The sequence below is a fragment of the Streptomyces botrytidirepellens genome (assembly GCF_003721215.1).
Taxonomy (GTDB): domain Bacteria; phylum Actinomycetota; class Actinomycetes; order Streptomycetales; family Streptomycetaceae; genus Streptomyces; species Streptomyces himastatinicus.
On sequence record NZ_RIBZ01000108.1, the window covers coordinates 1 to 26,848 of the forward strand.

3 protein-coding genes and 1 pseudogene are annotated in these 26,848 nt (G+C 73.8%); all 4 read right to left on the reverse strand.

All coding sequences use genetic code 11. The features are described 5' to 3' along the window. Positions 1–9,486 (reverse strand): annotated as a pseudogene (locus EEJ42_RS08250) (SDR family NAD(P)-dependent oxidoreductase); the annotation flags it as partial. Positions 9,487–9,583: 97 nt separating this feature from the next. Next, positions 9,584–10,519: a proline iminopeptidase-family hydrolase gene (locus EEJ42_RS08255; protein WP_123099319.1), complete on the reverse strand. Its 936-nt coding sequence runs from the start codon at positions 10,517–10,519 to the stop codon at positions 9,584–9,586. A 101-nt stretch (positions 10,520–10,620) separates the two neighbouring features. After that, the gene (locus tag EEJ42_RS08260) at positions 10,621–16,557 is read right to left on the reverse strand and encodes a type I polyketide synthase (RefSeq protein WP_425472860.1); all 5,937 of its coding nucleotides are present in this window, start codon (positions 16,555–16,557) and stop codon (positions 10,621–10,623) included. Positions 16,558–16,588: 31 nt separating this feature from the next. Then, entirely contained in the window at positions 16,589–26,833 is a 10,245-nt protein-coding gene (locus EEJ42_RS08265) for an SDR family NAD(P)-dependent oxidoreductase (RefSeq protein WP_425472859.1), read from the reverse strand. Positions 26,834–26,848: the final 15 nt, after the last annotated feature.

Below are 26,848 nucleotides of genomic sequence, written 5' to 3' on the forward strand. Positions count from 1 at the left end.
CGGGCCCGGGCCGACGCGGCGGCGCGCGGTGGGCACCAGGCCGCGCAGCATCCCCGGGAGCCGGTCGGCGGGACGTGTCCGCAGGGCGGACATGTCCAGGTGGAACGGGGCCAGCAGCGGCTCCCGCGTACGCAGCGCGTCGTCCAGCAGCGCCAGTCCCTCTTCCTGCGACAGGGCGGGCAGGCCCATGCGCAGCATGCGCTTCCGGTCGGCCTCGGCCAGCTCGCCGAGCCCGGTGTCGGCCTCCCACAGCCCGAACGCCAGCGAGGTCACCGGCAGTCCGGCCTGGTGGCGACGGTGGGCGAGCGCGTCCAGGAACACGTTCGCCGCGGCGTAGTTGCCCTGCCCGGCGGCCAGCACGAGCCCGGCGAGCGAGGAGAACAGCACGAACGCCGACAGGTCGCGGTCGGCCGTCAGCTCGTGCAGGTTCCAGGCCCCGTCCACCTTGGGTCGCAGGACCGTGTCCATGCGCTCGGGGGTCAGCCCTCGCACCAGCCCGTTGTCCACGACACCGGCCGCGTGCACGACGGCGTCGACCGGATGCCGGTCCAGCACGGTGGCGAGCGCGGCGCGATCGGTCACGTCGCACGCCTCGATGGCCACGTGCGCACCGTGGGCCGTCAGTTCGGCGTGCAGTTCCGGCGCGCCCGGCGCGTTCTCGCCCCGGCGGCTGGTGAGGACGAGCCGCTTGACGCCGTGTGCCGTCACCAGGTGACGGGCCACCAGGGCTCCGAGGCCACTGGTCCCGCCCGTGATCAGCACCGTGGACGCCCGGTCCCACGGGTCGTGGGACTCGTCCACCGCGGCGGCGGGCACGCGGGCGAACTCGGGGACGAGCAGTTCGCCGTCCCGGAACGCCATCTCGGGCGCGTCGGCCAGGGGTGGCACGGTGTCCGCCTCATCGAGGTCGAGAAGGAGGAACCGGCCCGGGTTCTCCGCCGCGGCCGCCCGGACCAGACCCCATACGGGTGCCTGGCCCAGGTCGACCACCTCGCCCTCGACCGGCACCGCACGACGGGTGACGACCGCGAGCTTCTCCTCGTCCTTGCCGTGGTCGGCCAGCCACTCCTGGAGGCGCGCCAGCACCTCGCCCAGCACCACGCGTACGGCCTCGGGTGCGTCACCCGCCGCCCGCGGGACCTCGTACACCTCGACGGGTGTCTCCGGCGCGCTGGGGGCGGCCGCCTTCGTCCAGGTGAGGGCGAACAGCGACTCGCGGTGGTCGCCGCCCGCCCGCAGTTGCCCGGCCGACACGGGCCTCGACGTCAGGTTCGCCACGGAGAGGACGGGCGCCCCGGTCTCGTCGGCGACCAGCACCTCCGTACCGCCGTCCCCGTCCCGGTGCGACAGCCGGACGCGCAGCGCCGAGGCACCGGCCCGGTGGAGCGAGACGCCACCCCAGGAGAACGGCAGCTCCGGCGCCCCTGCCCCCTCGTCCTCGATCAGCCCGACGTGCATCGCCGCGTCCAGCAGCGCGGGATGCACACCGAACCGGGCCGCCTCCGCCCCTTCCGGAAGCGCGACCTCGGCGAACACGACGTCATCGCCGCGCCGCCAGGCCGCCCTGAGCCCCTGGAAGGCCGGACCGTAGTCATAGCCGCGGGCGAGCAGGGCCGCATAGGCACCGTCCACCGGAAGCGGCGTCGCGTCGGCCGGTGGCCAGACGCTCAGATCGGACGACGGTGGCGTGGCGGACGGGACGATGCCACCGGTCGCGTTACGGGTCCACGTCTCGTCATCGAGGGACGAGTAGATCTCGAGGGTGCGCGCGCCGGAGTCGTCCGGGCCACCCACCACGACCCGCACCGCCACGCCGCCCTTTTCGGGGACGACGAGGGGCGCTGCGAGCGTCAGCTCGTCGATCGCCTCGCACCCCACCTGGTGGGCGGCTTGCAACGCGAGTTCGACCAGGCCGGTGCCGGGCAGCAGCAGGGTGCCCAGCACATCGTGGTCGGCGAGCCAGGGGTGGGAGTCGAGGGAGAGCCGCCCGGTGAACACCGCCCCACCGGTGTCCGGCAGCACGACCCGCGCGCCCAGGAGCGGATGGTCGACCGTGTCGGCCCCGGCGAGAGCCGTAGGCTGCTCGATCAGCCAGTAGCGGGTGCGCTGGAAGGGATACGTGGGCAACTCCACCCGCCGGGCACCGCGCCCCGCGAACACCGCGGCCCAGTCCACCGGCACACCCACCGCAAACAACCGCCCCACCCCGGCGAACACGCCCTCCACCTCGGGACGGTCCCGGCGCAGCGTGGCCGCCATCGTGCCCTCGACGGACTGCTGCGCCATCGCCGTCAGCACCCCATCCGGCCCCACCTCCAGGAACCGCGTCACCCCCTCGTCCCGCAACGCCCGCACGTCATCGGCGAACCGCACCGCATCGCGCACATGCCGCACCCAGTACTCCGCCGACGCCATGTCCTTCGTCAGGCGGATGGCCGGGGCGTGGTACTCCACGCTCTCCGCGACCTTGCGGAAGTCCTCCAGCATCGGGTCCATCAAGGGCGAGTGGAACGCGTGCGAGACGGAGAGGCGGCGCGTCTTACGATCGCCGAAGTGGGCGACGACCGCCGTCACGGCGTCCTCGGCGCCCGAAATCACCACCGAGGACGGGCCGTTGACCGCGGCGATTCCCACCGCACCGTCCAGCAGCGGCGCCACTTCCTCCTCCGTGGCCTGGATCGCCACCATGGCCCCACCGGGTGGCAGCGCCCCCATCAGCTGTCCTCGCGCCGTGATCAACCGCGCGGCGTCCTCCAGGCTCAGCACTCCCCCGACATGGGCGGCGGCCAGTTCGCCGATGGAGTGACCGGCCAGGTGGTCCGGGCGGATACCCCAGGACTCCAGCAACCGGAACAGGGCCACTTCCAGGGCGAAAATCGCGGGCTGGGTGAACTCCGTACGCTGCAACGCCGCTTCATCGTCGCCCCACATCACCTCCTTCAGCGCCGACCCCGAGGCCTCACACACCGCGTCAAAGGCCGCCGCGAAGACAGGGAAGGTGTCATACAACTCCCGCCCCATCCCCAGGCGTTGGCTGCCCTGACCGGTGAACAGGAACGCCACCTTGCCGCCCCCGCTCGCCACCACATCGCTGATCGTCTCCGACCCCACCAGCACCGCACGATGCTCAAACGCCGCACGTCCCGTCGCCGCCGAGAACGCCACATCAAGCTGCTCGTGGTCGTCGGCGAACGCACGAATCCGCTGAATCTGGGCTTGGAGCGCGTGGTGCGTCTTCGCCGACACCACGATCGGCGCCACCGGGAGTTCACGGCGCTCCTCGGGCTTCTCCTCGACCGGCGGGGCTTCCTCCACGATCACATGGGCGTTCGTCCCGCTGATACCGAAGGACGAGACGCCCGCGCGGCGCGGACGCTCGCCGCGCGGCCAGTCCCTCGGCTCGGTCAGCAGCCGGACGTTGCCCGCCGACCAGTCCACCTGCGGCGTCGGCTCGGCCACGTGCAGCGTTCTCGGCAGCACACCGTGCCGCATCGCCTGCACCATCTTGATGATGCCCGCCACCCCGGCCGCCGCCTGGGTGTGGCCCATGTTGGACTTGATCGACCCCAGCCACAGCGGCTCCGCGCGATCCTGTCCGTACGTCGCCAGCAGCGCCTGCGCCTCGATCGGATCGCCCAGCGTCGTCCCCGTGCCATGCGCCTCGACCGCGTCCACATCACCGGCCGACAAGCCGGCGTTCGCCAGCGCCTGGCGGATGACGCGCTGTTGGGAGGGTCCGTTCGGGGCCGAGATGCCGTTGCTGGCGCCGTCCTGGTTGAGGGCACTCCCCCGTACCACCGCCAGCACCGGGTGGCCGTTGCGGCGCGCGTCCGACAGCCGCTCGACCAACAGCATGCCCACGCCCTCGCCCCACCCGGTGCCGTCCGTGGAGGACGAGAAGGACTTGCAGCGGCCGTCCGTCGCCAGCCCGCGTTGCTCGCTGAAGTCGATGAACGACTGCGGCGTTCCCATCACGGTCACGCCGCCGACGAGGGCGAGTGAGCATTCGCCGGAACGCAGTGCCTGGGTCGCCCAGTGCATCGCCACCAGGGACGACGAGCACGCCGTGTCCACGGTCACCGCGGGGCCTTCGAGCCCGAGGGTGTAGGCGACGCGCCCGGAGACGAGGCTGCCGCCGCCGGTCCCGCCGGAGTAGTCGTGGTACATGACCCCGGCGAACACACCCGTCGGGGTGCCCTTCAACGTGCCCGGGTCGATCCCGGCGCGCTCCAGCGCCTCCCACGACACCTCGAGCAGCAAGCGCTGCTGCGGGTCCATGTCGCGGGCCTCGCGGGGGCTGATGCCGAAGAAGTCCGCGTCGAACTCGGCCGCGTCGTGCAGGAACCCGCCGTCGCGCACATAGGTCTTGCCGGGTTTGCCGGGCTCGGGGTCGTAGATGTCCTCGACGCCCCAGCCACGGTCGGCCGGAAACTCCGAGATCGCGTCCACGCCCTCGTCCACCAGCCGCCACAGCCCCTCGGGCGAATCCACCCCGCCCGGATAACGGCACGCCATCCCGACGATGGCGATCGGCTCGTCGTCCACCCGTGTCACCACGGGCCCGACCGCCGCCTTCTCCACCGCGCCGGACAGCTCCTCCAGGAGGTGCCGGGCCAGCTCGCCGGGGGTCGGGTAGTCGAAGACGAGGGTGGCGGGCAGCCGGAGCCCGGTGGCGGCGCTCAGGAGGTTGCGCAGCTCGACCGCGGTGAGGGAGTCGAACCCCAGGTCGCGGAAGGCCCGTTCGGGGTCGACGGCCTCGGCTCCGGCGAGGCGGAGGACGGCGGCGGCCTGGGAGCGGACGAGGCCGAGGAGTTCGGCGGCGCGTTCGTCGTCGGTGAGCGCGGCCAGCCGCCGCCGTAGTGCCTCGGTGGCGGAGGCCGTGGTGTCGGCGGTGTCGGCGGCGCGGCGCGACCGGCCGCGGACGAGGCCGCGCAGGAGCGGCGGAGGCGTGTCGAAGGCCGCCGGGTCGAACCGGGCGGGCACCAGCGCGGGTTCCGGCACACCGGCGGCGGCATCGAGCAGCGCGAGGCCCTCTTCCGGGGCCAGGGCGCGCAGACCCCCCTGGTCGAGACCGTCCGCCATGCCGTCACCGGCCCACGGGCCCCAGGCCAGCGACAGCGCGGGGAGCCCGTGGGCGTGCCGGTGGGCGGCGAGGGCGTCCAGGAACGTGTTGGCGGCCGCGTAGTTGCCCTGCCCGGGCGCGCCGAGGACACCGGCGACGGACGAGAAGAGCACGAACGCGGTCACCCCCATGTCGCGGGTGAGTTCGTGGAGATGCCACGCCGCGTCCGCCTTCGGGCGCAGTACGTGGTCGACACGGCCGGGCGTCAGCGAGGGGATCACGCCGTCGTCCAGCACGCCCGCCGTGTGCACGACCCCGCCGATGCTCCGGCCGTCGAGCAGCGTGGCCAGGGCGTCGCGGTCGGCCACGTCGCACGCCGCCACCTCGGCCTCGGCGCCCAGCGCGGTCAGTTCCTCGATCAGCCCGGCCGCGCCCGGCGCCTCCGGGCCGCGGCGGCTGGTCAGCAGCAGCCCCCGGACCCCGTGCCGGGTGACGAGGTGGCGGGCGACGGCGGCGCCGAGGGCGCCGGTGCCGCCGGTGATCAGGACGGTGCGTTCCGGGTCCCATGCGGGGGTGTCCGGGCCGAGCGGCACCCTGACCAGCCGCGGTACGCGGACCTCGCCGCCCCGGACGCTCAGTTCGGGCTCGCCCATCTCCAGGAGGGAGCGGAAGTCGGTCTCGGTGTCCGTGTCCACGAGGACGACGCGGCCGGGGTTCTCGCTCGCGGCGGCGCCCACCAGTCCCCGGACGGCGGCGTGGCCGAGGTCGGAGCCGTCGATCGCGCCGTTGGTGATGACGACGAGGGTGGCATCGCGACCGGCCGCCGCCTGTACGGCTTCCAACGCGCCATTGACCGCCGCACGCACCGCGGACGGCGTGTCCCCGGTCGTCGGCGTGCAGTGGTGCACGGCCACCTCGGCATCGTCGGCCACCGCCCGCCCACCGGTGGCCGGGACCCACTCGACGCGGAAGAGGGCGTCCGCGACCCTGGCCGAGGCCAGGGCGAGCCCGTCGGCGGTGACGGGACGCAGCGTCAGCGAGCCGACCGAGGCGACGGGCCGTCCCAGGGCGTCGGCCAGCTCCAGCGACACGGTGTCGTCGCCCCGGACGCACAGGCGGACCCGGGCGGCGGTGGCGCCTTCGGTGTGCAGGGTGACGTCCGACCAGGAGAACGGCAGGACCGTCGCACCGTCGTCCGCCGCCAGGTCGAGCGCGTGCAACGCCGAGTCGAACAGGGCGGGATGGAGGCCGAAGCGTCCGGCGTCGACACCGGCCGGGAGGGCGATGTCAGCGAACACGTCGTCGCCGCGTCGCCATGCCGTGCGCAGCCCCTGGAACGCGGGACCGTAGTCCAGCCGTTCGTAGAGCCCTTCGGCGGCGAGGGGTTCGGCGTCGCGCGGGGGCCACGTGGCGAGGTCGGCGGACGGTTCACCGGCGTCGGGGGCCAGGATCCCTTCGGCGTGCTGGATCCATTCGCGGTCGATCGGGGCGTCGTCGGCACGGGAGTACACGGCCACCGGGCGGCGGCCGGACGCGTCGGGCGCGTCGACGGCGACCTGGAGGTGGACGCCGCCGTGTTCGGGCAGGATCAGGGGCGCGCCCAGGGTGAGTTCCTCGACGCGGCCGCATCCCACCTGGTCGCCGGCCCGTACGGCCAGTTCCACGTACGCGGTGCCGGGCAGCAGCACGGAGCCGAGCACGGTGTGGTCGGACAGCCAGGGGTGGGCTCCGGTGGCCAGCCGTCCGGTGAACACCACACCGTCCGAGCCGGGCAGCCGCACCATCGCGCCGAGCAGCGGGTGGTCGGGCCGGTCGAGGCCCGCGGAGGTGACGTCGCCGCCCCGGCCGCTCTTGTCGAGCCAGTAGCGGGCGCGCCGGAAGGGGTAGGTGGGCAGGTCGACGCGCCGGGCGCCCCGTCCGTCGAACACGCCTGCCCAGTCGACGCGCAGGCCCGCGCTGTGCAGGTGGCCGAGGGCGGTGAGGACGGCGACGGGCTCGGGGTCGCGGCGGCGCAGCGCCGGGACGAGCACGGCGGTGTCGGCGGAGGTGGTGAGGCACTGCCGGGCCATGGCGGTCAGCACGCCGTCGGGTCCCACCTCCACGTACCGGGTGACGCCTTCGGCCTCCAGCCGGGACACCGCGTCCGCGAACCGGACCGTGTCCCGGACGTGTCGCACCCAGTACTCGGCGGTGGCCACCTCGCCGTCCGTCATGACGGGGATGCGCGGCTCGGCGTAGGCGATGGTCTCGGCGACGCGGCGGAATGCGTCCAGCATCGGGTCCATCAGGGGCGAGTGGAAGGCGTGCGAAACCGTCAGGCGCCTCGTCCTGCGCTTACCAAGCCGTTCGAGGACCGCCGTGACGCCGTCCTCGGTGCCGGAGAGCACCACGGAGGTGGGGCCGTTGACGGCGGCGAGGTCCACCCGCTCGGTCAGGTACGGCGCCACCTCGTCCGGTGTCGCTTCCACGGCCACCATCGCGCCGCCGGGCGGCAGCGCCCCCATCAGCCGGGCCCGCGCGGTGATGAGCCGGGCCGCGTCGGCGAGGGAGAACACCCCGGCCACATGGGCGGCGGCCAGCTCGCCGATCGAGTGGCCGGCGACGAAGTCGGGCCGTACGCCCCACGATTCCAGCAGCCGGAACAGTGCCACTTCGAGAGCGAAGACGGCGGGCTGGGTGAACTCCGTACGGTGCAGCGCCTCCTCGTCGCCCCACATCACCTCGCGCACCGCCGGGTCGAGCGCGGCGCACACCTCGTCGAAGGCGCGGGCGAAGACGGGGAACGCGGCGTGCAGCTCCCGGCCCATGCCGAGGCGCTGACTGCCCTGTCCGGTGAACAGGAAGGCGGTCAGCCCGGTGGACCGGGCGACGCCACCGAGGGCTGTGTCGTCCGCGTCGTCCGCCAGTGCGGTCAGCGCGCCGAGGATCTCTTCGCGGTCGCGGCCGACCACGACAGTGCGGCGTGCGAGTGCGGCACGGCTGGTGGCGAGGGAGAAGCCCAGGTCCACGGGGTCGAGGCCGGGTGTGTTCCGCAGATGGTCGGCCACGTGCCGGGCCTGGGCGCGCAGGGCGGCCGTGGTGTGGGCTGACAGGGGCAGCGGCACGGGCACGCCCGGGGTCGAGGGCCGCTCGGCGGGCAGGGGCTCGGACACGGGGCCGGTGTCCGCCTGCTCGATGATCACGTGGGCATTGGTGCCGCTGACTCCGAAAGAGGAGATCGCGGCGCGGCGCGGACGGCCGGTGTCGGGCCAGGCGCGGGCCTCGGTGAGGAGGCGTACGTTCCCGGCGTCCCAGTCCACCTCCGGTGTCGCCGCATCGATGTGCAGGGTCTTCGGCAGGGTGCCGTGCCGGATGGCCTCGACCATCTTGATGACGCCCGCGACGCCCGCGGCGGCCTGGGAGTGACCGATGTTCGACTTGATCGAGCCGAGCCAGAGTGGGCGGTCCTCCGAGCGGTCCCGGCCGTACGTGGCGAGCAGCGCCTGCGCCTCGATCGGGTCGCCGAGCGAGGTCCCGGTGCCGTGCCCCTCCATGGCGTCGACGTCGGCGGGCGTCAGCCCGGCAGCGGCCAGCGCCTGCTTGATCACACGGCGCTGGGACGGGCCGTTGGGCGCGCTGAAGCCGTTGGACGCGCCGTCCTGGTTGACCGCCGAGCCGCGCACCACGGCCAGCACGGGGTGGCCGTGGCGGCGGGCGTCGGACAGCTTCTCCAGCAGCAGGACGCCCGCGCCCTCGCCCCAGCCGGTGCCGTCGGCGGAGGCGGCGAACGAGCGGCAGCGGCCGTCGGGCGAAAGCCCGCGCTGCTCGCTGAACTCGATGAACGTCTCGGGCGTGGCCATCACGCTGACGCCCCCGGCCAGCGCCAGGGTGCACTCCCCCGTACGCAGGGCCTGCGCCGCCCACTGCAACGCCACCAGCGACGAGGAGCAGGCGGTGTCGACGGTGACCGCCGGGCCCTCGAAGCCGAGGGTGTAGGCGACGCGTCCGGACACCAGGCTGCCGTCGCTGCTGGTGATGCCGTAGTCGTGGTACATGGCACCGGCGAAGACACCGGTGCGGCTGCCGCGCAGCGACGCCGGGTCCAGGCCCGCCCGTTCCACCGCCTCCCAGGTGATCTCCAGCAGCAGCCGTTGCTGGGGGTCCATGGTGAGGGCCTCGCGCGGGCTGATGCCGAAGAACTCGGGGTCGAAGTCGGCGGCGTCGTACAGGAAACCGCCATGGCGTACGTAGCTCTTGCCGGGCTTTCCGGGCTCCGGGTCGTACAGGGTGCTCAGGTCCCAGCCACGGTCGCCGGGGAACGGGCCGATGGCGTCGCGGCCCTCGGCGACCAGCGCCCACAGCTCCTCCGGGGAGGCGACGCCACCGGGGAAGCGGCAGGCCATGCCGATGATCGCGACGGGTTCCGTCGCGACACTCGCGGCGGCGCGCAGGCTCTCGTTGTCCCGCCGCAGCCGCTCGTTCTCGACGAGCGAGCCGCGCAGCGCCTCGACGATCTCCTCGACGTTGGCATCCACCGTCGTCTCAGCCTCCGCTCACCGTCGTGGTCCGCGTGCCGGGCGCGCCGACCGTGTCAAGGAATGTGCCGAGCACCTCGGTGAAGCGTTCCGGTTCCTCGAGGTGCGGGGCGTGGCTGGAGTCTTCGAAGATCTCCCAGCGGGCGTTCGGAATGAGGTCCTGGTAGGGGCGCACGGTGACCGGAGTGGCCTCGTCGTGGCGGCCGGAGACGACCAGGGTGGGCACGTCGATGCGGGGCAGGTGGTCGATCACCGACCAGTCGCGGAGGCTGCCGATGACGTGGAACTCGTTGGGCCCGTTCATGGTGCGGTAGACCGTCGGGTCGGTCACGGCCTCCAGGTAGGAGGCCATGAGTTCGCCGGGCCACGGGTCGAGGCGGCAGACGTGGCGGCTGTAGAAGACCAGCATCGCCTCCAGGTACTCGTCGCTGTCCGTGGTGCCCGCGGCCTCGTGGCGCCGCAGCGTGGCGTCCACGCCGGGTGGCAGCTGGGCGCGCAGCACATCCATCTCCGACAGCCACAGCGGGTAGGAGGCGGGGGCGTTGGCGACGACCAGGCCGCGCAGCCCGGCGGGCCGGGTCGAGGCGTGCCAGGCGGCGAGCATCCCGCCCCACGACTGCCCGAACAGGATGTAGTCGTCGGCGATGCCGAGTCGGTGCAGGAGGTTGTCCAGCTCGTCGCGGAAGAGCTGAGGGGTCCAGAAGCCGGGGTCGGCGTCCGGCAGATGGGTGGAGCCGCCGTTCCCGAGCTGGTCGTAGTGCACCACGGGCCAGCCGTGTTCGGCGAAGGCGGCCAGCCGGATCAGGTAGTCGTGCGTGGACCCGGGGCCGCCGTGGACGACGACGAGGGCCGGGCGGCCCGATCCCGGCTGGCCGGTGACGCGGTACCAGGTGCGGTACTCCCGGAAGGGGACGGTTCCTTTGGCCGTTGGCGTGGGCGCCATGTCTCAAACCACCTCGGTTCGGGTCCTGCTCAGCAGCGGGGTTCCGCGTCGCCCGTGCGCGGCGTGGATATCCCCGGGGGAACGTGTACGTCGGTCGCGGCTCAGTCGAGCGTCGTCAGCCACTCGTCGATGGTCCGGGCGGTCGTCGGGGCGTGCTCCTGCCCGAGCGAGAAGTGGTCGCCCGGCACGGTGCGCAGCGTGTGGTCCGGGTCCCAGGGCCGGGCCCTCATCTCGGCCGGGTCGACGCCCTCGGGCGGTTCCACGAACGGCTGCTCCGCCTGGACGAACAGGGTCGGCGCGGCCAGGGTCACGGGGGCGAAGTCGCCCAGCACCCCGAAGTAGTACGGCATCGCCGAAAGCCGCGCCGCATCGTACGGTCCGTAGGCCGACTCCATTGCCAGCACCTCCCGCATGAGCTGGTCGAAGCCGAACTTCATCGCCGTGTCGTCGACGCGGAAGGTGTCGATGAGGACCAGCCCGGCGGGCGGGACCTCCGCCACCTCCTCCAGGTGCCGGGCGAGGACGTGGCCGATGATGCCGCCGGAGGAGTAGCCGAGCAGGGCGAACGGCTCGCCCTCGGCCGCCTCCAGCACGGCGTCGGCCAGGACCCGCGACAGCGCCTCGGCCGAACCGGGCAGTGGCTCGCCCCGGGCGAATCCGGGGAGCGGAAGGGCCGACACGTGGCGGACGTCCCGGAATTCCGCGCCCAGCCGGGCGTGCTGGTGCACACCGCCCGCCGCCATGGGTGTGGCCAGGCAGATCAGCCGGGTACGGCGCGGACCGTCGGCCAGCCGCACCGCCTTCGGGACGCGGCCGAAGTCGCCGGGCGTGGCGAAGCGGGGCCGCAGCGCCGCGACCGCCGACATCAGCGCCAGCGCGCCGGAGGTGTCACCGGCGTGGACGGCCCGCCGGAACAGGTCGGTGACGCTCTCGTCCGTCGTCTCCGCCTCCTGCTCTGTCTGCGGTTGCGGCTCGGTGGCGGGGAGCCCGGCCAGCTCGTCGGCGAGGAGACGGGCCAGCAGGGACGGGTTCTTGCTGTCGAACACCGCCATCGCGGGCAGTTTCAGCCCGGTGGCCGCGTTCAGCGCGGTGCGCAGCTCCATCGCGGTGAGCGAGTCGAACCCGGACTCCAGGAAGTCGCGTTCGGGGTCGACCGCCTCGGGGCCGCTGTGTCCGAGCAGGGTGGCGGCCAGGCCCAGCACCAGATCGCGCAGCGCTCCCTCCCGCCGTTCGGCGGGCAGCGCCGCCAGCTCGCGCCGCAGCACCGCGGGATCGGCGGCCGCCGTACGGCGCCGCGTGGCCGGGACCAACCCGCGCAGCAGTGCGGGGAGTTCGCCACCGCTTCCGCCGCTCAGCGCCCGCAGCTCCAGCCCCATCGGCACCAGCACCGGCTCGGTACGGGCGGACGCGGCGTCGAACAGCGCGAGTCCGTCGACCGCCGACAGCGCGGGCATGCCCTGGCGGCGCAGTCGCCGGAGGTCGGCCTCGCTCAGGCCGCCCGCCATGCCACCGGTGTCCGCCCACAGCCCCCAGGCGAGGGATTGCGCGGGCAGTCCTTCGGCGTGACGGTGGTGGGCGAGCGCGTCGAGGAAGGTGTTGGCGGCGGCGTAGTTGCCCTGGCCGGGGGCGCCGAGCACACCCGCCGACGACGAGAACAGCACGAAGGCGCCCAGGTCGTGGCCGCGGGTGAGGTCGTGCAGGTTGAGCGCGCCGTCCACCTTGGGACGCAGCACCTGGTCGAGGCTGTGCGGCGTCAGGTTGGCGATCAGGCCGTCGGCCAGCACCCCGGCGGTGTGGACGACGGCGCCGAGCCGGCGATCGGCGAGCAGCGCCTTCAGCGCGGCCCGGTCCGCCACGTCGCAGGCCGCGATCTCGACCGTCGCGCCGAGCCCGGTCAGCTCCTGTCGCAGGTCGGCCGCGCCCTCGGCGTCCATGCCGCGACGGCTGGTCAGCAGCAGGTCGCGGACGCCGTGCTCGGCCACCAGATGGCGGGCGACGAGAGCGCCGAGGCCGCCCGTACCGCCGGTGATCAGCACGGTACCGAGCCGGTCCCAGGCGGGTGGGTGTTCCGGGTCCGCGGGGGTGCGCGCCAGGCGGGGTACGAGGAGTGCGGCGTCCTGGAGGCGCAGTTCCGGCTCGCCGGACGCGATGGCAAGGCCGATGGTCTCCGGGTCACCGTGGCCGTCCGTGTCGAGCAGCGCGAAGCGCTCCGGGTCCTCCGCGTGGGCGGCGCGGACCAGCCCCCGGGCGGCCGCGTGGGCGAGGTGGTCGCCGCGGGTGACCACCATGAGCCTGCGGTCGGCGAACCGTTCGTCCGCGAGCCAGGTCTGAAGGGCCCGGAGGGTGTCGCCGGTGACCGTTCTGACGTCGTCGGCGAGGTCGCCCGTGCCGCCGGGGAGCGTCCACGCGACCGTGGCGGGCACCGGGTCGGTGAGTTCCGCCAAGTCGGCGACCACCGTCCAGTCCGTTCCGGCGGTGGGGGCGGAGGCGGGTGTCCACGCCACGTGGAAGAGGGAGTCGCCGGGCCGGGTGGGTGCCGGTGCGAGCTGCTCGGCCGACACCTCCCGCGCGATCAGCGACTCCACGGACGCCACGGGCCGCCCCTGGGCGTCGGCGATCCGTACCTCCGTCGCGCCCTCGCCCTTGGGTGTGAGCCGGACGCGCGCGGCCGTGGCGCCGGAGGCGTGCAGCCGGACCCCCTTCCAGGCGAACGGCAACGCCGTGGCGTCGTCCTCGCCCGTGCCGAGCAGCACCGCGTGCAGCGCGGAATCCAGCAGGGCCGGATGCAGCACGAAACGCCCGGCGCCCACCGTGTCGCCGAGCGCCACTTCGGCGAAGGTCTCGTCGCCGACGCGCCAGGCCGCCTTGAGCCCCTGGAACGCCGGGCCGTAGGCGAAGCCGATGTCGTGGAAACGCTCGTACGCGTCGTCGGTGGCGATCCTCGCCGCCTCGGGCGGCGGCCACTGCGTCAGGTCGGAAGGCGGCGGCGCGGCGGTGTCCTCGGGCGTCAGCACACCCTCCGCGTGCAGGGTCCAGGCCGCCTCCGCGTCGTCGGTGTCCTCGGCCTGCGCGTGGAGGGTGAGGGGGCGTCGTCCCGTGTCGTCGGCCGGTTCGCCGACGGTCAGCCGCAGCCGCACACCGCCGCCCTCGGGCAGGGCCAGGGGCTCGTGCAGGGTCAGCTCTTCGAGGACGCGGCAGCCGACCTGGTCGCCCGCGCGTATAGCCATGTCGACGTATGCGGTCCCGGGCAGCAGCGTCGTACCGAGCACCGCGTGGTCGGCCAGCCAGGGCTGGGTGTCCGTCGACAGCCGCCCCGTGAACACCACGGTCCCGGAGCCCGGGACCGCGACTTCTGCGGTCAGCAGGGGGTGGTCGAGCGTGGTGAGGCCCAGGGACACCGCGTTTCCGCCCTCCCCGGCCACCGGCGCCGACAGCCAGTAACGGCTGCGCTGGAAGGCGTAGGTGGGCAGGTCGACGCGGTGTGCTCCCCGTCCCGCGAAGAGGGCCGTCCAGTCGGGAGAGGCGCCCGTGGTGTGCAGTTGTGCGATCGCTGTCAGCAGCGTTACGGCCTCGGGGCGGTCGCGGCGCAGGGCGGCCGCCGTCGTGGCGTCCGGCACCGTCTGCCGGGCCATGGCCGTGAGGATGCCGTCCGGCCCGATCTCCAGGAACCGGGTCACGCCCTCGCTCTCCAGACGGCGCACATCATCGGCGAACCGCACCGCGTCCCGCACATGGCGCACCCAGTACTCCGCCGACGTCATGTCCTTCGTCAGACGGATGGCCGGCCGACCGTAGGTGACGGCCTCGGCCACCTTGCGGAAGTCATCCAGCATCGGGTCCATCAACGGCGAATGGAACGCATGCGAGACGGACAGGCGACTCGTCTTACGGTCCGTGAACCGCCCGGCCACCGCCGCCACCGCATCCTCGGCACCGGACACCACCACCGACGACGGTCCGTTCACCGCAGCGATCCCCACCTCGCCGTCCAGCAGCGGCGCGACTTCCTCCTCCGTGGCCTGGATCGCCACCATGGCGCCGCCGGGCGGCAACGCGCCCATCAGCCGTCCCCGGGCCGTGATCAACCGCGCGGCGTCCTCCAGGCTCAGCACACCCGCGACATGGGCCGCCGCCAGCTCCCCGATCGAGTGGCCGACGAGGAAGTCCGGGCGAAGCCCCCAGGACTCCACCAGCCGGTACAGCGCCACTTCCACGGCGAAGATCGCGGGCTGGGTGAACTCCGTGCGGTGCAACGCCTCCTCGTCATCGCCCCACATCACCTCCTTCAGCGGCAGCCCGGACGCCTCGCACACCGCATCGAACGCCGCCGCGAAGACCGGGAAGGTGGCATACAACTCCCGTCCCATTCCGAGGCGTTGACTGCCCTGCCCGGTGAACAGGAACGCCACCTTGCCCTCGCGGGCCCTGCCGGTGACGAGGGAGGGCGACGGGGATCCCTGGGCCAGGGCGGTGAGGCCCGCGAGCAGGTCCGTACGGTCCGTACGGTCGTCGGCGACGATCGCCGCCCGGTGTTCGAGGGCCGCGCGGCCGGTGGCCAGCGAGAACGCCACGTCCTCGGAAGCCAGGTCCGGTCGTTCGCCCAGGTGGGAGTGGAGGCGTTCGGCCTGGGCCCGCAGCGCCTCCGGGCTCCTGGCGGACAGCGTCCACAGGACGGGCCCCGCCGCGGCCGGAGCCGCCGCCTCGTCCTCGGCCTCGACGGGCGGCGCCTCCTCGATGATGACGTGGGCGTTCGTCCCGCTGATGCCGAAGGAGGACACACCCGCACGGCGCGGACGCCCCTCGTCCGGCCACTCCCGTGCCTCGGTGAGCAGCCGGACCTCGCCCGCGGCCCAGTCCACCTGCGGTGTCGGCTCGTCCACGTGCAGCGTCCTCGGCATGACGCCGTGCCGCATCGCCTGGACGACCTTGATGATGCCCGCCACGCCCGCCGCGGCCTGGGTGTGGCCGATGTTGGACTTGATCGAGCCGAGCCACAGCGGGCGGTCGTCCGGGCGGTCCCGGCCGTACGTGGCGAGCAGCGCCTGCGCCTCGATCGGGTCGCCGAGCGTCGTGCCCGTGCCGTGCCCCTCGATCAGATCGACCTGGTCGGCGGATATCCGGGCGTGGGCCAGGGCCTGCTTGATCACACGTTGCTGGGAGGGGCCGTTGGGGGCGGTCAGGCCGTTGCTGGCGCCGTCCTGGTTGAGGGCGCTCCCCCGTACCACCGCCAGCACCGGGTGGCCGTTGCGGCGCGCGTCCGACAGCCGCTCGACCAGCAGCATGCCCACGCCCTCGCCCCAGCCGGTGCCATCGGCGGCTACCGCGTACGACTTGCAGCGGCCGTCGGGCGCCAGCCCGCGCTGATGGCTGAACTCGATGAACGTCTCGGGCGTCGCCATCACCGTGACACCGCCCGCGAGCGCGAGCGAGCACTCGCCCGACCGCAGCGCCCGGACCGCCCAGTGCAGGGCGACCAGCGAGGACGAGCACGCGGTGTCGACGGTGACGGCCGGGCCCTCCAGTCCGAGGGCGTAGGCGACGCGGCCGGAGGCGATGGCGCCCGTACTGCTGTTGTAGGTGTAGTCGTGGTACATCATCCCGGCGAACACACCGGTCGGGCTGCCCTTGAGCGTCGTCGGGTCGATCCCCGCCCGCTCCAGCACCTCCCACGACGCCTCCAGCAGCAACCGCTGCTGCGGGTCCATGACCATCGCCTCGTTCGGCGCGATCCCGAAGAACTCGGGGTCGAACTCGGCGGCGTCGTACAGGAACGCCCCTTCCCGGCTGTACGTCTTGCCGGGGTGTCCGGGCTCGGGGTCGTAGATGGCCGTCTCGTCCCAGCCGCGGTCGGTGGGAAACCGTGAGACGGCGTCCGTCCCGTCGGCGACCAGCCGCCACAGCTCCTCGGGCGAGGCCGCGCCGGGGTAGCGGCAGCTCATCGCCACGATCGCGATGGGTTCGCGGGAGGCGGCCTGGAGGGCGCGGTTGCGGGCGCGCAGACTCTCGGTCTCCTTGAGCGACGCGCGCAGCGCCGCCACGAGTTTGTGGTCGGTGTCGGCCATCGTGTCCTCAGGCTTCCCGCGTCGCGTCGTCGTCGAGGGCGGTCAGGGCGGTGTCCTGGAGCGCCATGCTGATGAGGGTTTCGGTGTCCATCGCGTCGATCGCGTCCTGCTGCTCCGCCCCGGGCGCGGCCGTGGCGGGGGCGGCGGCACCGGCGAGTTCGAGCAGGGTGTCCATCAGCCCCGCGTCGTGCAGCCGGGTGAGCGGGATCGAGGCGAGCAGGCGGCGGACGGTTTCCTCGTCGGCGCCGGTGTCACCGTCGGCGGGGGCGGGCGCCAGTTCCGTGGCGAGGTGTTCGGCCAGCACCTTGGCGTTGGGGTAGTCGAAGATCAGGGTGGGGGGCAGCCGCAGCCCGGTGGCGGCGTTGACGGCGTTGCGGAATTCGACCGCGCCCAGCGAGTCGAATCCGAGGTCGCCGAAGGCCCGCTCGGGTTCGATGGCCTCCGGGCCCGCGTGCCCCAGCACGGCCGCCGCATGGGTACGGACGAGGGTGAGCAGCTCGTCGTACCGCTCGTCGGCGGGCAGTGCGGCGAGCCGCTGCCGCAGCGCCGCGGCCCTGCCCTCGTCGTGGCGCGCCGACACGGCACGCCGCGCGGAGCCGCGTACCAGGCCGCGCAGCATCGGGGGCGCCTCGGCCGCGTTCAGCGCCCTGGTGTCCAGGCTCATGGGGACCAGGACGGGGGCGGCGAGTGCGGCGGCCGTGTCGAAGAGCTTCAGCCCTTCGGCGGGCGACAGCCCCGTCAGCCCCGTACGGACGATCCGCTGCCGGTCGTGGTCCGCCAGCTCCCCGGCCATACCGGCGTCGGTCGCCCACAGGCCCCAGGCCAGGGACTGGGCGGGCAGGCCCTGGGCGCGGCGGTGGACGGCCAGGGCGTCGAGGAACGCGTTGGCCGCCGCGTAGTTGCCCTGCCCGGGCGAGCCGATCGCACCCGCCGCCGAGGAGAACAGGACGAACGCGCTCAGCTCCATCGCGCGCGTCAGCTCGTGCAGATGCAGCGCCGCGTCCGCCTTCGGACCCAGCACCCGGTCCATCCGCTCCGGCGTCAGCGACGCGATCACCCCGTCGTCCAGCACACCCGCCGCATGGACGACGCCCGAGAGCTCCCGGCCCGCCAGCAGCGCCGCCAGCGCCTCGCGGTCGGCCACGTCACACGCGGCCACTTCCACCTCGGTGCCCAGCCCGGTCAGCTCCGCCACCAGCTCGGCGGCGCCCGGTGCGTCCATCCCGCGGCGGCTGGTGAGCAGCAACCGCCGCACGCCGTGCACGGTCACCAGATGACGCGCCACCAGGCCGCCCAGCGCCCCCGACGCGCCCGTGACCAGCACCGCGTCGCCGAAGACGGACGACGGTTCGGACTCCGTCACCGAGGCGGCCCGCAGCCGCGGCACGTAGACCTTTCCGTCCCGGACCGCCACCTGCGGCTCTCCCGCCGCCAGCGCGAGCGCGATGTCCGTCTCGTACTCCGCACCGCCCACGTCGATCAGGACGAACCGCCCCGGATCCTCCGACTGGGCGCTGCGCACGAGGCCCCACACCGCCGCACCGGCCAGGTCGGTGACGTCCTCACCGGCCACCGACACCGCACCGCGGGTGAGGACCGCCAGGGTGCCGGTCTCCGACTGGAGCGCCGTCAGGGCGGATTGCAGCGTGGACCGGACATCATCGCCCTCGGCCCGCCACACCGTGATGTCACCATGGCTCTGGGTGGCCGCCGCCACGGGTGTCCATTCCACCTGGAACAGCGAGTCGACGCGGGCGAGGGACGGTGTCGCCATCGGCCGCAGCGTCAGGGAGTTCACGGAGATGACGGGTCGGCCCGTGCCGTCCACGGCGTCCAGGGTGACCTGGTCCTGACCGGATGACGCGACCCGTACGCGGAGCACATCGGCGCCGGAGGCGTGCAGTTCCACGCCCGTCCAGGCGAAGGGGAGGACGACACGGTCGTCGGCCGAGAGCAGCGGGATCGTGTGCAGCGCCGCGTCCAGCAGCGCCGGGTGCAGCCCGAACCGGTCCGCCGCGCCGGGCAGCACGACCTCGGCGAACACCTCGTCGCCGCGCCGCCAGGCGGCCTTCAGCCCCTGGAAGGCCGGCCCGTACGCCACTCCGGCGTCCGCGAGCGCCTCGTACAGGCCCGCCACGTCCACGGGCTCCACCCCGGGCGGCGGCCACTGCGCCCTCTCCCGCGCGCCGTCGCCGGTGGCCGGGGCCAGTGTTCCGGCGGCGTGGCGGGCCCAGGGCTGATGGATCTCGTCCTCACCGCGCGAGTACACCTCGACCGGTCGGTGGCCGGAGCCGTCGTCCGGCCCGACCAGCACCTGAAGGGCCACGGCGCCGCGCTCCGCGAGGACCAGGGGCGCCTCGATCGTCAGCTCCTCGATCCGGCCGCATCCCACTTCGTCGCCCGCGCGGACGGCCAGCTCGACGAAGCCCGTACCGGGGAAGAGGAGCCCGCCGCCGACGACATGGTCGGCGAGCCAGGGCTGTGTGCCGGGCGAGAGCCGCCCGGTCAGCACGGTCTGATCCGTGCCCGCGACCCCGACCGCCGCGTCCAGCAGCGGATGGTCCGACGCCTCCGGTCCGCGCCCCGACTCCAGCCAGTACGACTGCCGCTGGAAGGGGTAGGTCGGCAGATCGACGCGCCGTGCCCCGCGGCCGCCGAGAATGGCCTCCCAGCCGACGCGGACTCCGGCGGTGAACAGCCGCCCGACCGCGGTGAACAGGCTTTCCGTCTCGGGATGGTCGCGGCGCAGCGCGGCCGCCATCGTGCCCTCGGCGGTCTGTTGGGCCATCGCGGTCAGTACGGCGTCCGGGCCGATCTCCAGGAACCGGGTGACGCCTTCGTCCCGCAGGACGCGCACATCGTCGGCGAACCGCACGGTGTCCCGCACATGCCGCACCCAGTACTCCGCCGACGCCATGTCCTTCGTGAGCCGGAGGGCCGGTTCGTGGTACGTGACGCTCTCGGCGACCTCCCGGAAGTCCTCCAGCATGGGGTCCATCAGCGGTGAGTGGAACGCGTGCGAGACCTTCAGCCGGGCCGTCCTGCGGTCACCGAACCGCTCCGCGAGCGCGGTCACGGCATCCTCGGCACCGGAGACGACCACGGCCGCCGGGCCGTTGACGGCCGCGAGCCCCACCCGTTCGCCGAGCAGCGGGGTGACCTCCTCTTCGGTGGCCTGGATGGCCACCATCGCGCCACCGGGCGGCAGGGCCTGCATCAGCTGTCCGCGCGCGGTGATCAGCCGGGCCGCGTCGGCGAGGCCGAACACCCCGGCCACATGCGCCGCCGCCACCTCGCCGATGGAGTGCCCGGTCAGCACGTCCGGTGTGATGCCCCACGACTCCACCAGCCGGAACAGCGCCACTTCGAGCGCGAAGACGGCGGGCTGGGTGAACTCGGTGCGGTCCAGGGCAACTTCGTCGCCCCACATCACCTCGCGCAACGGCATGTCGAGCGCGTCGCACACCTCGTCGAACGCCGCCGCGAACACGGGGAACGTGTCGTACAGCTCCCGGCCCATCCCCACCCGCTGGCTGCCCTGCCCGGTGAACAGGAACGCCAGCCTGCCTTCGGTGACGGAGCCGATGACGGTCTCGGACGGCCCGATCCGTACCGCGCGGTGCTCCAGCACGGCCCGGCCCGTCGCTGCCGAGTACGCCACGTCCAGCGCGTCCTGCCCCACGGAGGTCATCCGGTCGAGCTGGGCGTCCAGCGCCGCCCGGGTCCGGGCCGACACCACCAGCGGGACGACCGGCAACTCCCGCCGCTCCGCGGGCCTTTCCTCGATCGGCGGGGCTTCTTCGATGATGGCGTGGGCGTTGGTGCCGCTGATGCCGAAGGAGGACACGCCCGCGCGGCGCGGTCGGTCGCCGCGCGGCCACTCCCGTGCCTCGGTGAGCAGCCGGACCTCGCCCGCCGCCCAGTCCACCTGCGGCGTCGGCTCGTCGACGTGCAGCGTCCTCGGCAGGACGCCGTGCCGCATCGCCTGGACCATCTTGATGACGCCTGCCACACCGGCCGCCGCCTGGGTGTGGCCGATGTTCGACTTGATCGACCCCAGCCACAGCGGCTCGTCGCCGGGGCGGTCCTGGCCGTACGTGGCGAGCAGCGCCTGCGCCTCGATGGGATCGCCCAGCGTGGTGGCCGTGCCGTGTGCCTCGACCGCGTCCACCTCGGCCGGCGCCAGGCCCGCGTTGGCCAGCGCCTGCCGGATCACCCGCTGCTGGGAGGGTCCGTTGGGGGCGGTCAGGCCGTTGCTGGCGCCGTCCTGGTTGGTCGCGGTGCCCCGTACGACCGCCAGGACGGGGTGGCCGTTGCGGCGCGCGTCCGACAGCCGCTCCACCAGCAGCATGCCCACGCCCTCACCCCAGCCGGAGCCGTCGGCCGCGGCGGCGAAGGACCGGCACCGGCCGTCCCGCGACAGGCCCCGCTGCTCGCTGAACTCGATGAAGTTGTCCGGCGTGGCCATCACGGTGACGCCGCCCGCGAGGGCGAGGGTGCATTCGCCCGACCGCAGCGCCTGGGCGGCCAAGTGCAGGGCGACCAGCGAGGACGAGCAGGCGGTGTCGACGGTGACGGCCGGGCCCTCGAGACCGAGGGTGTAGGCGACGCGGCCGGAGACGATGGCACCCGTGCTGCTGTTCTGGCTGTAGTCGTGGTACATCATCCCGGCGAACACACCGGTCGGACTGCCCTTCAGCGTCGTCGGATCGATCCCGGCGCGCTCCAGCACCTCCCAGGACGTCTCCAGCAGCAACCGCTGCTGCGGGTCCATGACCATCGCCTCGTTCGGCGCGATCCCGAAGAAGCCGGGGTCGAACTCGGCCGCGTCGTACAGGAATCCGCCCTGGTCGACGTAGCTGGTCCGCGGCCGGGTGGCCGTGGGGTCGTAGATCCGCTCCAGGTTCCAGCCGCGGTTGTCGGGGAAGGCCGAGATGGCGTCCGTTCCGCCGTCCACGAGTCGCCACAGGTCCTCCGGCGAGGCCACCCCACCGGGGTAGCGGCAGGCCATGCCGATGATGGCGATCGGGTCGCCGTCGGCCGGGGTCACGACCGGCTGGACGTGGCGCTCGTTCACGGTCCCCGACACCTCGTCCAGCAGATGGCGCGCGAGGACGGCGGGGGTCGGATAGTCGAACACCAACGTGACCGGCAGCTTCAGCCCCGTCGTCCGGCCCAGCGCGTTGCGCAGCTCCATCGCGGCCAGCGAGTCGACTCCCAGGTCGCGGAACGCACGCTCCGGGTCGACGGCCTCCGGCCCGGCGTAGCCGAGCGTCATGGCGGCCTGGCCGCGGATCAGGGTCAGCAGCGTCTCCAGCCGCTGGTCCTCGGACAGGCCCACCAGCCGCCGGCGGAGCCCGTCCGCGTCGGCCCGGTTGCGGGCGGTGCCGCGGGTGACGACGGGAACCAGCCCGCGCAGCAGCTCCGGCACCGAGCCGCTCGCGCGGACCGCCGCGAGGTCCAGTTTCACGGGGACGACCGCGGCGGGTGCGTCCGCGCGTGCCGTGTCCCCTCGTACGGCGTCCGCGCGCACCGCCGCGTCGGCCCGCACGGCCGCGTCCGCGCGCACCGCGGCGTCGAAGAGTGCCAGGCCCTCGCGGTGGGACAGCGGGAGGATGCCGCCGCGGGTCATACGGGACCGGTCGGCGTCGCCCAGGCTCCCGGCCATCCCCGAGCTGGTCTGCCACACACCCCACGCCAGGGACAGCGCGGGCAGCCCCTGGGCGCGGCGGTGTGCGGCCAGGGCGTCCAGGAACGCGTTGGCCGCCGCGTAGTTGCCCTGTCCCGGGGAGCCGATGACCCCGGCGGCCGAGGAGAACAGCACGAACGCGCTCAGGTCCATCTCGCGCGTCAGCTCGTGCAGATGGAGCGCCGCGTCCACCTTCGGGCGCATCACCCGGTCCACCCGCTCGGGCGTCAGCGACGCGATCACCCCGTCGTCCAGCACCCCCGCCGCGTGTACCACACCCGACAGCGCCCGCCCCGCCAGCAGCGCCGCCACGGCCTCCCGGTCCGCGACATCACACGCGGCCACCTCCACCTCGGCCCCCAGGCCGGTCAGCTCCGCCACCAGCTCGGCGGCGCCCGGGGTGTCCGCGCCCCGGCGACCGGTCAGCAGCAGCCGTCGTACGCCGTACTCGGTGACGAGATGCCGGGCCATCAGACCGCCCAGCACCCCCACCCCGCCCGTGATCAGCACCGTGTCGCCGAACACCGGCGCCGGTGCGTCCTCCGTCCGCGCTGTTTCCGCGAGTCGGGCGAGCCGAGGGGCGTGGAGAGTGTTCCCGCGGACCACGATCCGGGGCTCCCCGGTCGCGCACGCCGAGGCGATGGCGGCATCGTCGGCCGCGTCGTCCGCACCGTCGGCAGTGTCCAGGTCGACCAGGACGAACCGCCCCGGGTCCTCGGTCTGGGCGCTGCGGACCAGGCCCCAGACCGCCGCCGCGGCCAGGTCGGGGTCGTCGTCGCCGGTCACCGGGACCGCGCCCCGTGTGACCACCACCAGACGCGAGGCGGCGGACTGGAGCGCCTCCAGCGCCCCGTTCACCGCCGTACGCACATCGGACCCGGCGGCGACGCGGAACACCTCCGTGTCGGTGGCCGTGTCCCCGCCGGTGGGGAGCGGGGCCAAGGCGACGTGGAAGAGCGATTCGGTGCGGGGTGCGGTCCGCACGGCGGTGAGCGGCCGCAGCACCAAGGAGTCGACCGTGGCGACGGGTTGGCCGGTCGCGTCGCCGATCGTCAGGGCCGCGACACCGTCCTGGAGCGGGGTGACGCGCACCCGCAGCGCGCCCGCGCCGGAGGCGTGCAGTTCCACGCCCGACCAGGAGAACGGCAGCAGGGCCGCGTCCCCGGCCCCCGCCGGGGAGAGGCCGATCGCGTGCAGGCCCGCGTCGAGCAGGGCCGGGTGCAGACCGAAGCCATCGGCCTCGGCGCCGTCCGGCAGGGCGATCTCGGCGAACACCTCGTCGCCGGACCGCCAGGCCGCCCGCAGTCCCTGGAAGGTCGGCCCGTACGCCATTCCCAGGTCGACCAACTCCCCGTACAGGGCGGCGACATCCAGGTCCATCGGCTCGGCGCCGGGTGGCGGCCAGGCCGTCAGGTCGGCGCCGCCCGCCGTCGAGGTGGCCGAGGTCAGCAGACCGGTGGCATGCCGGTTCCAGGGCAGGTCCATCGCGTCCTGCTCACGCGCGTACACCGTGACCGCGTGGCGGCCCGCCTCGTCCTCCGCGCCGACGACGACCTGTACGGCCACTCCGCCACGCTCGGTGAGGACCAGTGGCTCGTGGAGGGTCAGTTCCTCGACCCGGCCGCAGCCGACCTCGTCGCCCGCGCGCACCGCCAGCTCCACGAACCCGGTGCCGGGGAAGAGGACCGATCCGTCGATGACGTGGTCGGCCAGCCAGGGCAGGGCCCCGATCGACAGCCGTCCGGTGAGCACCACCTCGTCCGAGTCCGCGAGCATGACCATCGCGCCGAGCAGCGGGTGGCCCAGCGCGCCCAGCCCCATCGAGACCGCGTCGGCGCCGCCCACCGGATCGGTCAGCCAGTACCGGCGGTGCTGGAAGGCGTACGTCGGCAGCTCCACCTGACGGGCCCCGGTCCCGGCGAACACCTTCTCCCAGTCGACGTCCACGCCGTGGGTGTGGGCCTGGGCCAGGACGGTCAGGAAACGGTCCAGGCCACCGTCGTCGCGGCGCAGCGTGCCGATCGCGGTGTGTTCCATGCTGGGTGCCAGCACCGGATGAGCGCTGGCCTCGATGAACACGTCCATGCCCCGCTCGGTGAGCAGGCCGATCACCCGGTCGAACTCCACGGTCTGCCGCAGGTTCCGGTACCAGTAGCCCCCGTCCAGCCCCGTGGTGTCCATGAGGTCGCCGGTCACGGTGGAGTAGAAGGGGATGCGCGCGGCGCGGGGCCGGATCGGCGCCAGCACCTCCAGCAGCTCCTGCTCGATCCGCTCCACCTGCGCCGAATGCGAGGCGTAGTCCACCGGAATCCGGCGCGCCCGCACCTCCTCCGCCTCACACGCGGCAAGCAGTTCCTCCAGGGCGCCCACCTCGCCCGAGACCACCGTCGAGGCGCCACCGTTCACCGCCGCGACGGACATCCGGTCGCCCCACCGGGAGAGCCGCCGTTCCGCCTCCTCCCGGGGCAGCGCCACCGACACCATGCCGCCCTGGCCGGACAGCGCGGGCAGCGCCCTGCTGCGCAGCGCCACCACCCGGGCCGCGTCCCGCAACGACAGCGCTCCGGCCACGCTCGCCGCGGCGATCTCCCCCTGGGAGTGGCCCACCACCGCGACGGGCTCCACGCCGTAGTGCCGCCACAGCCCCGCGAGCGACACCATCACGGCCCACAGCACGGGCTGGACCACATCGACCCGTTCCATCATGGCCTCGTCGCCCAGCGCGTCGCGGAGCGACCAGTCCACGAAGGGCGCCAGCGCCTCTTCGCAGGCGGCCATCTGCTCCGCGAACACCTCGGACGACGCGATCAGCTCGACCGCCATCCCCACCCACTGCGACCCCTGTCCCGGGAACACCATCACCGGGCCGGTCGCGGAGCGGGCCGACACCACCGGGGCCTGCCCCTGCGCCACGGCGGCGAGGCCCTGTGCGATCTCCTCGCCGCGGGCGCCCACCACCGCGGCCCGGTACGCGAACGGCGCCCGCAGCGTCGCCAGCGACCACCCCACGTCCGCCGGGCGGGGCTCCCCCGCCGCCACGTCCAGCAGTCGCGCCGCGTACGCGCGTACCGCGGCCTCGGACGTGCCCGAGATCACCCAGGGCACCACCGGGCGCTCCGAGCCGTCCTGCGGCTCCGCCGCGCCGGTGGGCGCCGGCGCGCCGGTCGACTCAGGCGCGTCCTCGACCGCCTCCTCGACGATGACGTGGGCGTTCGTCCCGCTGGCGCCGAACGACGACACGGCGGCGCGGCGCGGGCCCTCGCCCTCCGGCCACGCGCGGGCCTCGGTCAGCAGCCTGACGTTCCCCGCCGACCAGTCCACCTGCGGCGACGGCTCGTCCACGTGCAGCGTCTTGGGCAGGATCCCGTGCCGCATCGCCTGGACCATCTTGATCACACCGGCGACGCCCGCGGCCGCCTGCGTGTGACCGACGTTCGACTTGACCGATCCCAGCCACAGCGGCCGGTCGTCCGGGCGTTCCTGCCCGTAGGTGGCCAGCAGTGCCTGTGCCTCGATCGGATCGCCCAGCGTCGTCCCCGTGCCGTGTGCTTCCACCGCGTCCACATCGGCCGCGGACAGGCCCGCGTTCGTCAGCGCCTGCTGGATGACCCGGCGCTGGGACGGGCCGTTCGGCGCGGTCAGGCCGTTGCTGGCGCCGTCCTGGTTGACGGCGCTGCCGCGTACGACCGCCAGCACCCGGTGGCCGTTGCGGCGCGCCTCCGACAGCCGCTCCAGCACCAGCACGCCGACGCCTTCGCCCCATCCGGTGCCGTCGGCCGCCGCGGCGAACGCCTTGCAGCGGCCGTCCGGCGACAGGCCCCGCTGGCGGCTGAACTCCACGAAGGTGACCGGCGTCGACATGACCGTCACCCCGCCGGCCAGCGCCAGGGAACACTCCCCGCCGCGCAGCGCCTTGACCGCCATGTCGAGCGCGACCAGCGACGACGAGCAGGCGGTGTCGACCGTCACCGCCGGGCCCTCGAGACCCAGGGTGTAGGCCACCCGGCCGGACACCAGCGCGCCCGTCACGCTGCTGCCCGGGTAGTCGTGGTACACCAGCCCCGCGAACACGCCCGTGGCGCTGCCCTTCAGCGACGGCGGGTCGATCCCGGCCCGCTCCACCGCCTCCCACGAGGTCTCCAGCAGCAGCCGCTGCTGCGGATCCATCGCCAGCGCCTCCAGCGGGCTGATCCCGAAGAACTCCGGATCGAAGTCGCCCGCGCCGTCGAGGAAACTGCCGTGCCGGACGTAGCTGGTGTTCTCGCCCGTCCCGTCCGGGTCGTAGAGCCCGTCCAGGTTCCAGCCCCGGTCGGTGGGGAACTCGCCCACCGCGTCCCGGCCGTCGGCGACCAGCTCCCACAGCCCCTCCGGCGTGGCCGCGCCACCGGGGAAACGGCACGCCATTCCCACGATCGCGATCGGCTCCCGCTCCCGGTCCTCCACCTCGTGCAGACGGCGCCGGGTTTGCTGCAACTCACCGGTAGCAAGCCGCAGATACTCCCGCAGCCGGTCCTCGTTGGAGTCCTTCGACATCGTCATCAACCCATCCGTGAAAGTCCACAAGCAGACGCGGTGTCC

Bases quoted from the DNA above. Each gene is read 5' to 3' on its own strand.
- EEJ42_RS08255 (WP_123099319.1), bottom strand. From the start codon at position 10,519: ATGGCGCCCACGCCAACGGCCAAAGGAACCGTCCCCTTCCGGGAGTAC.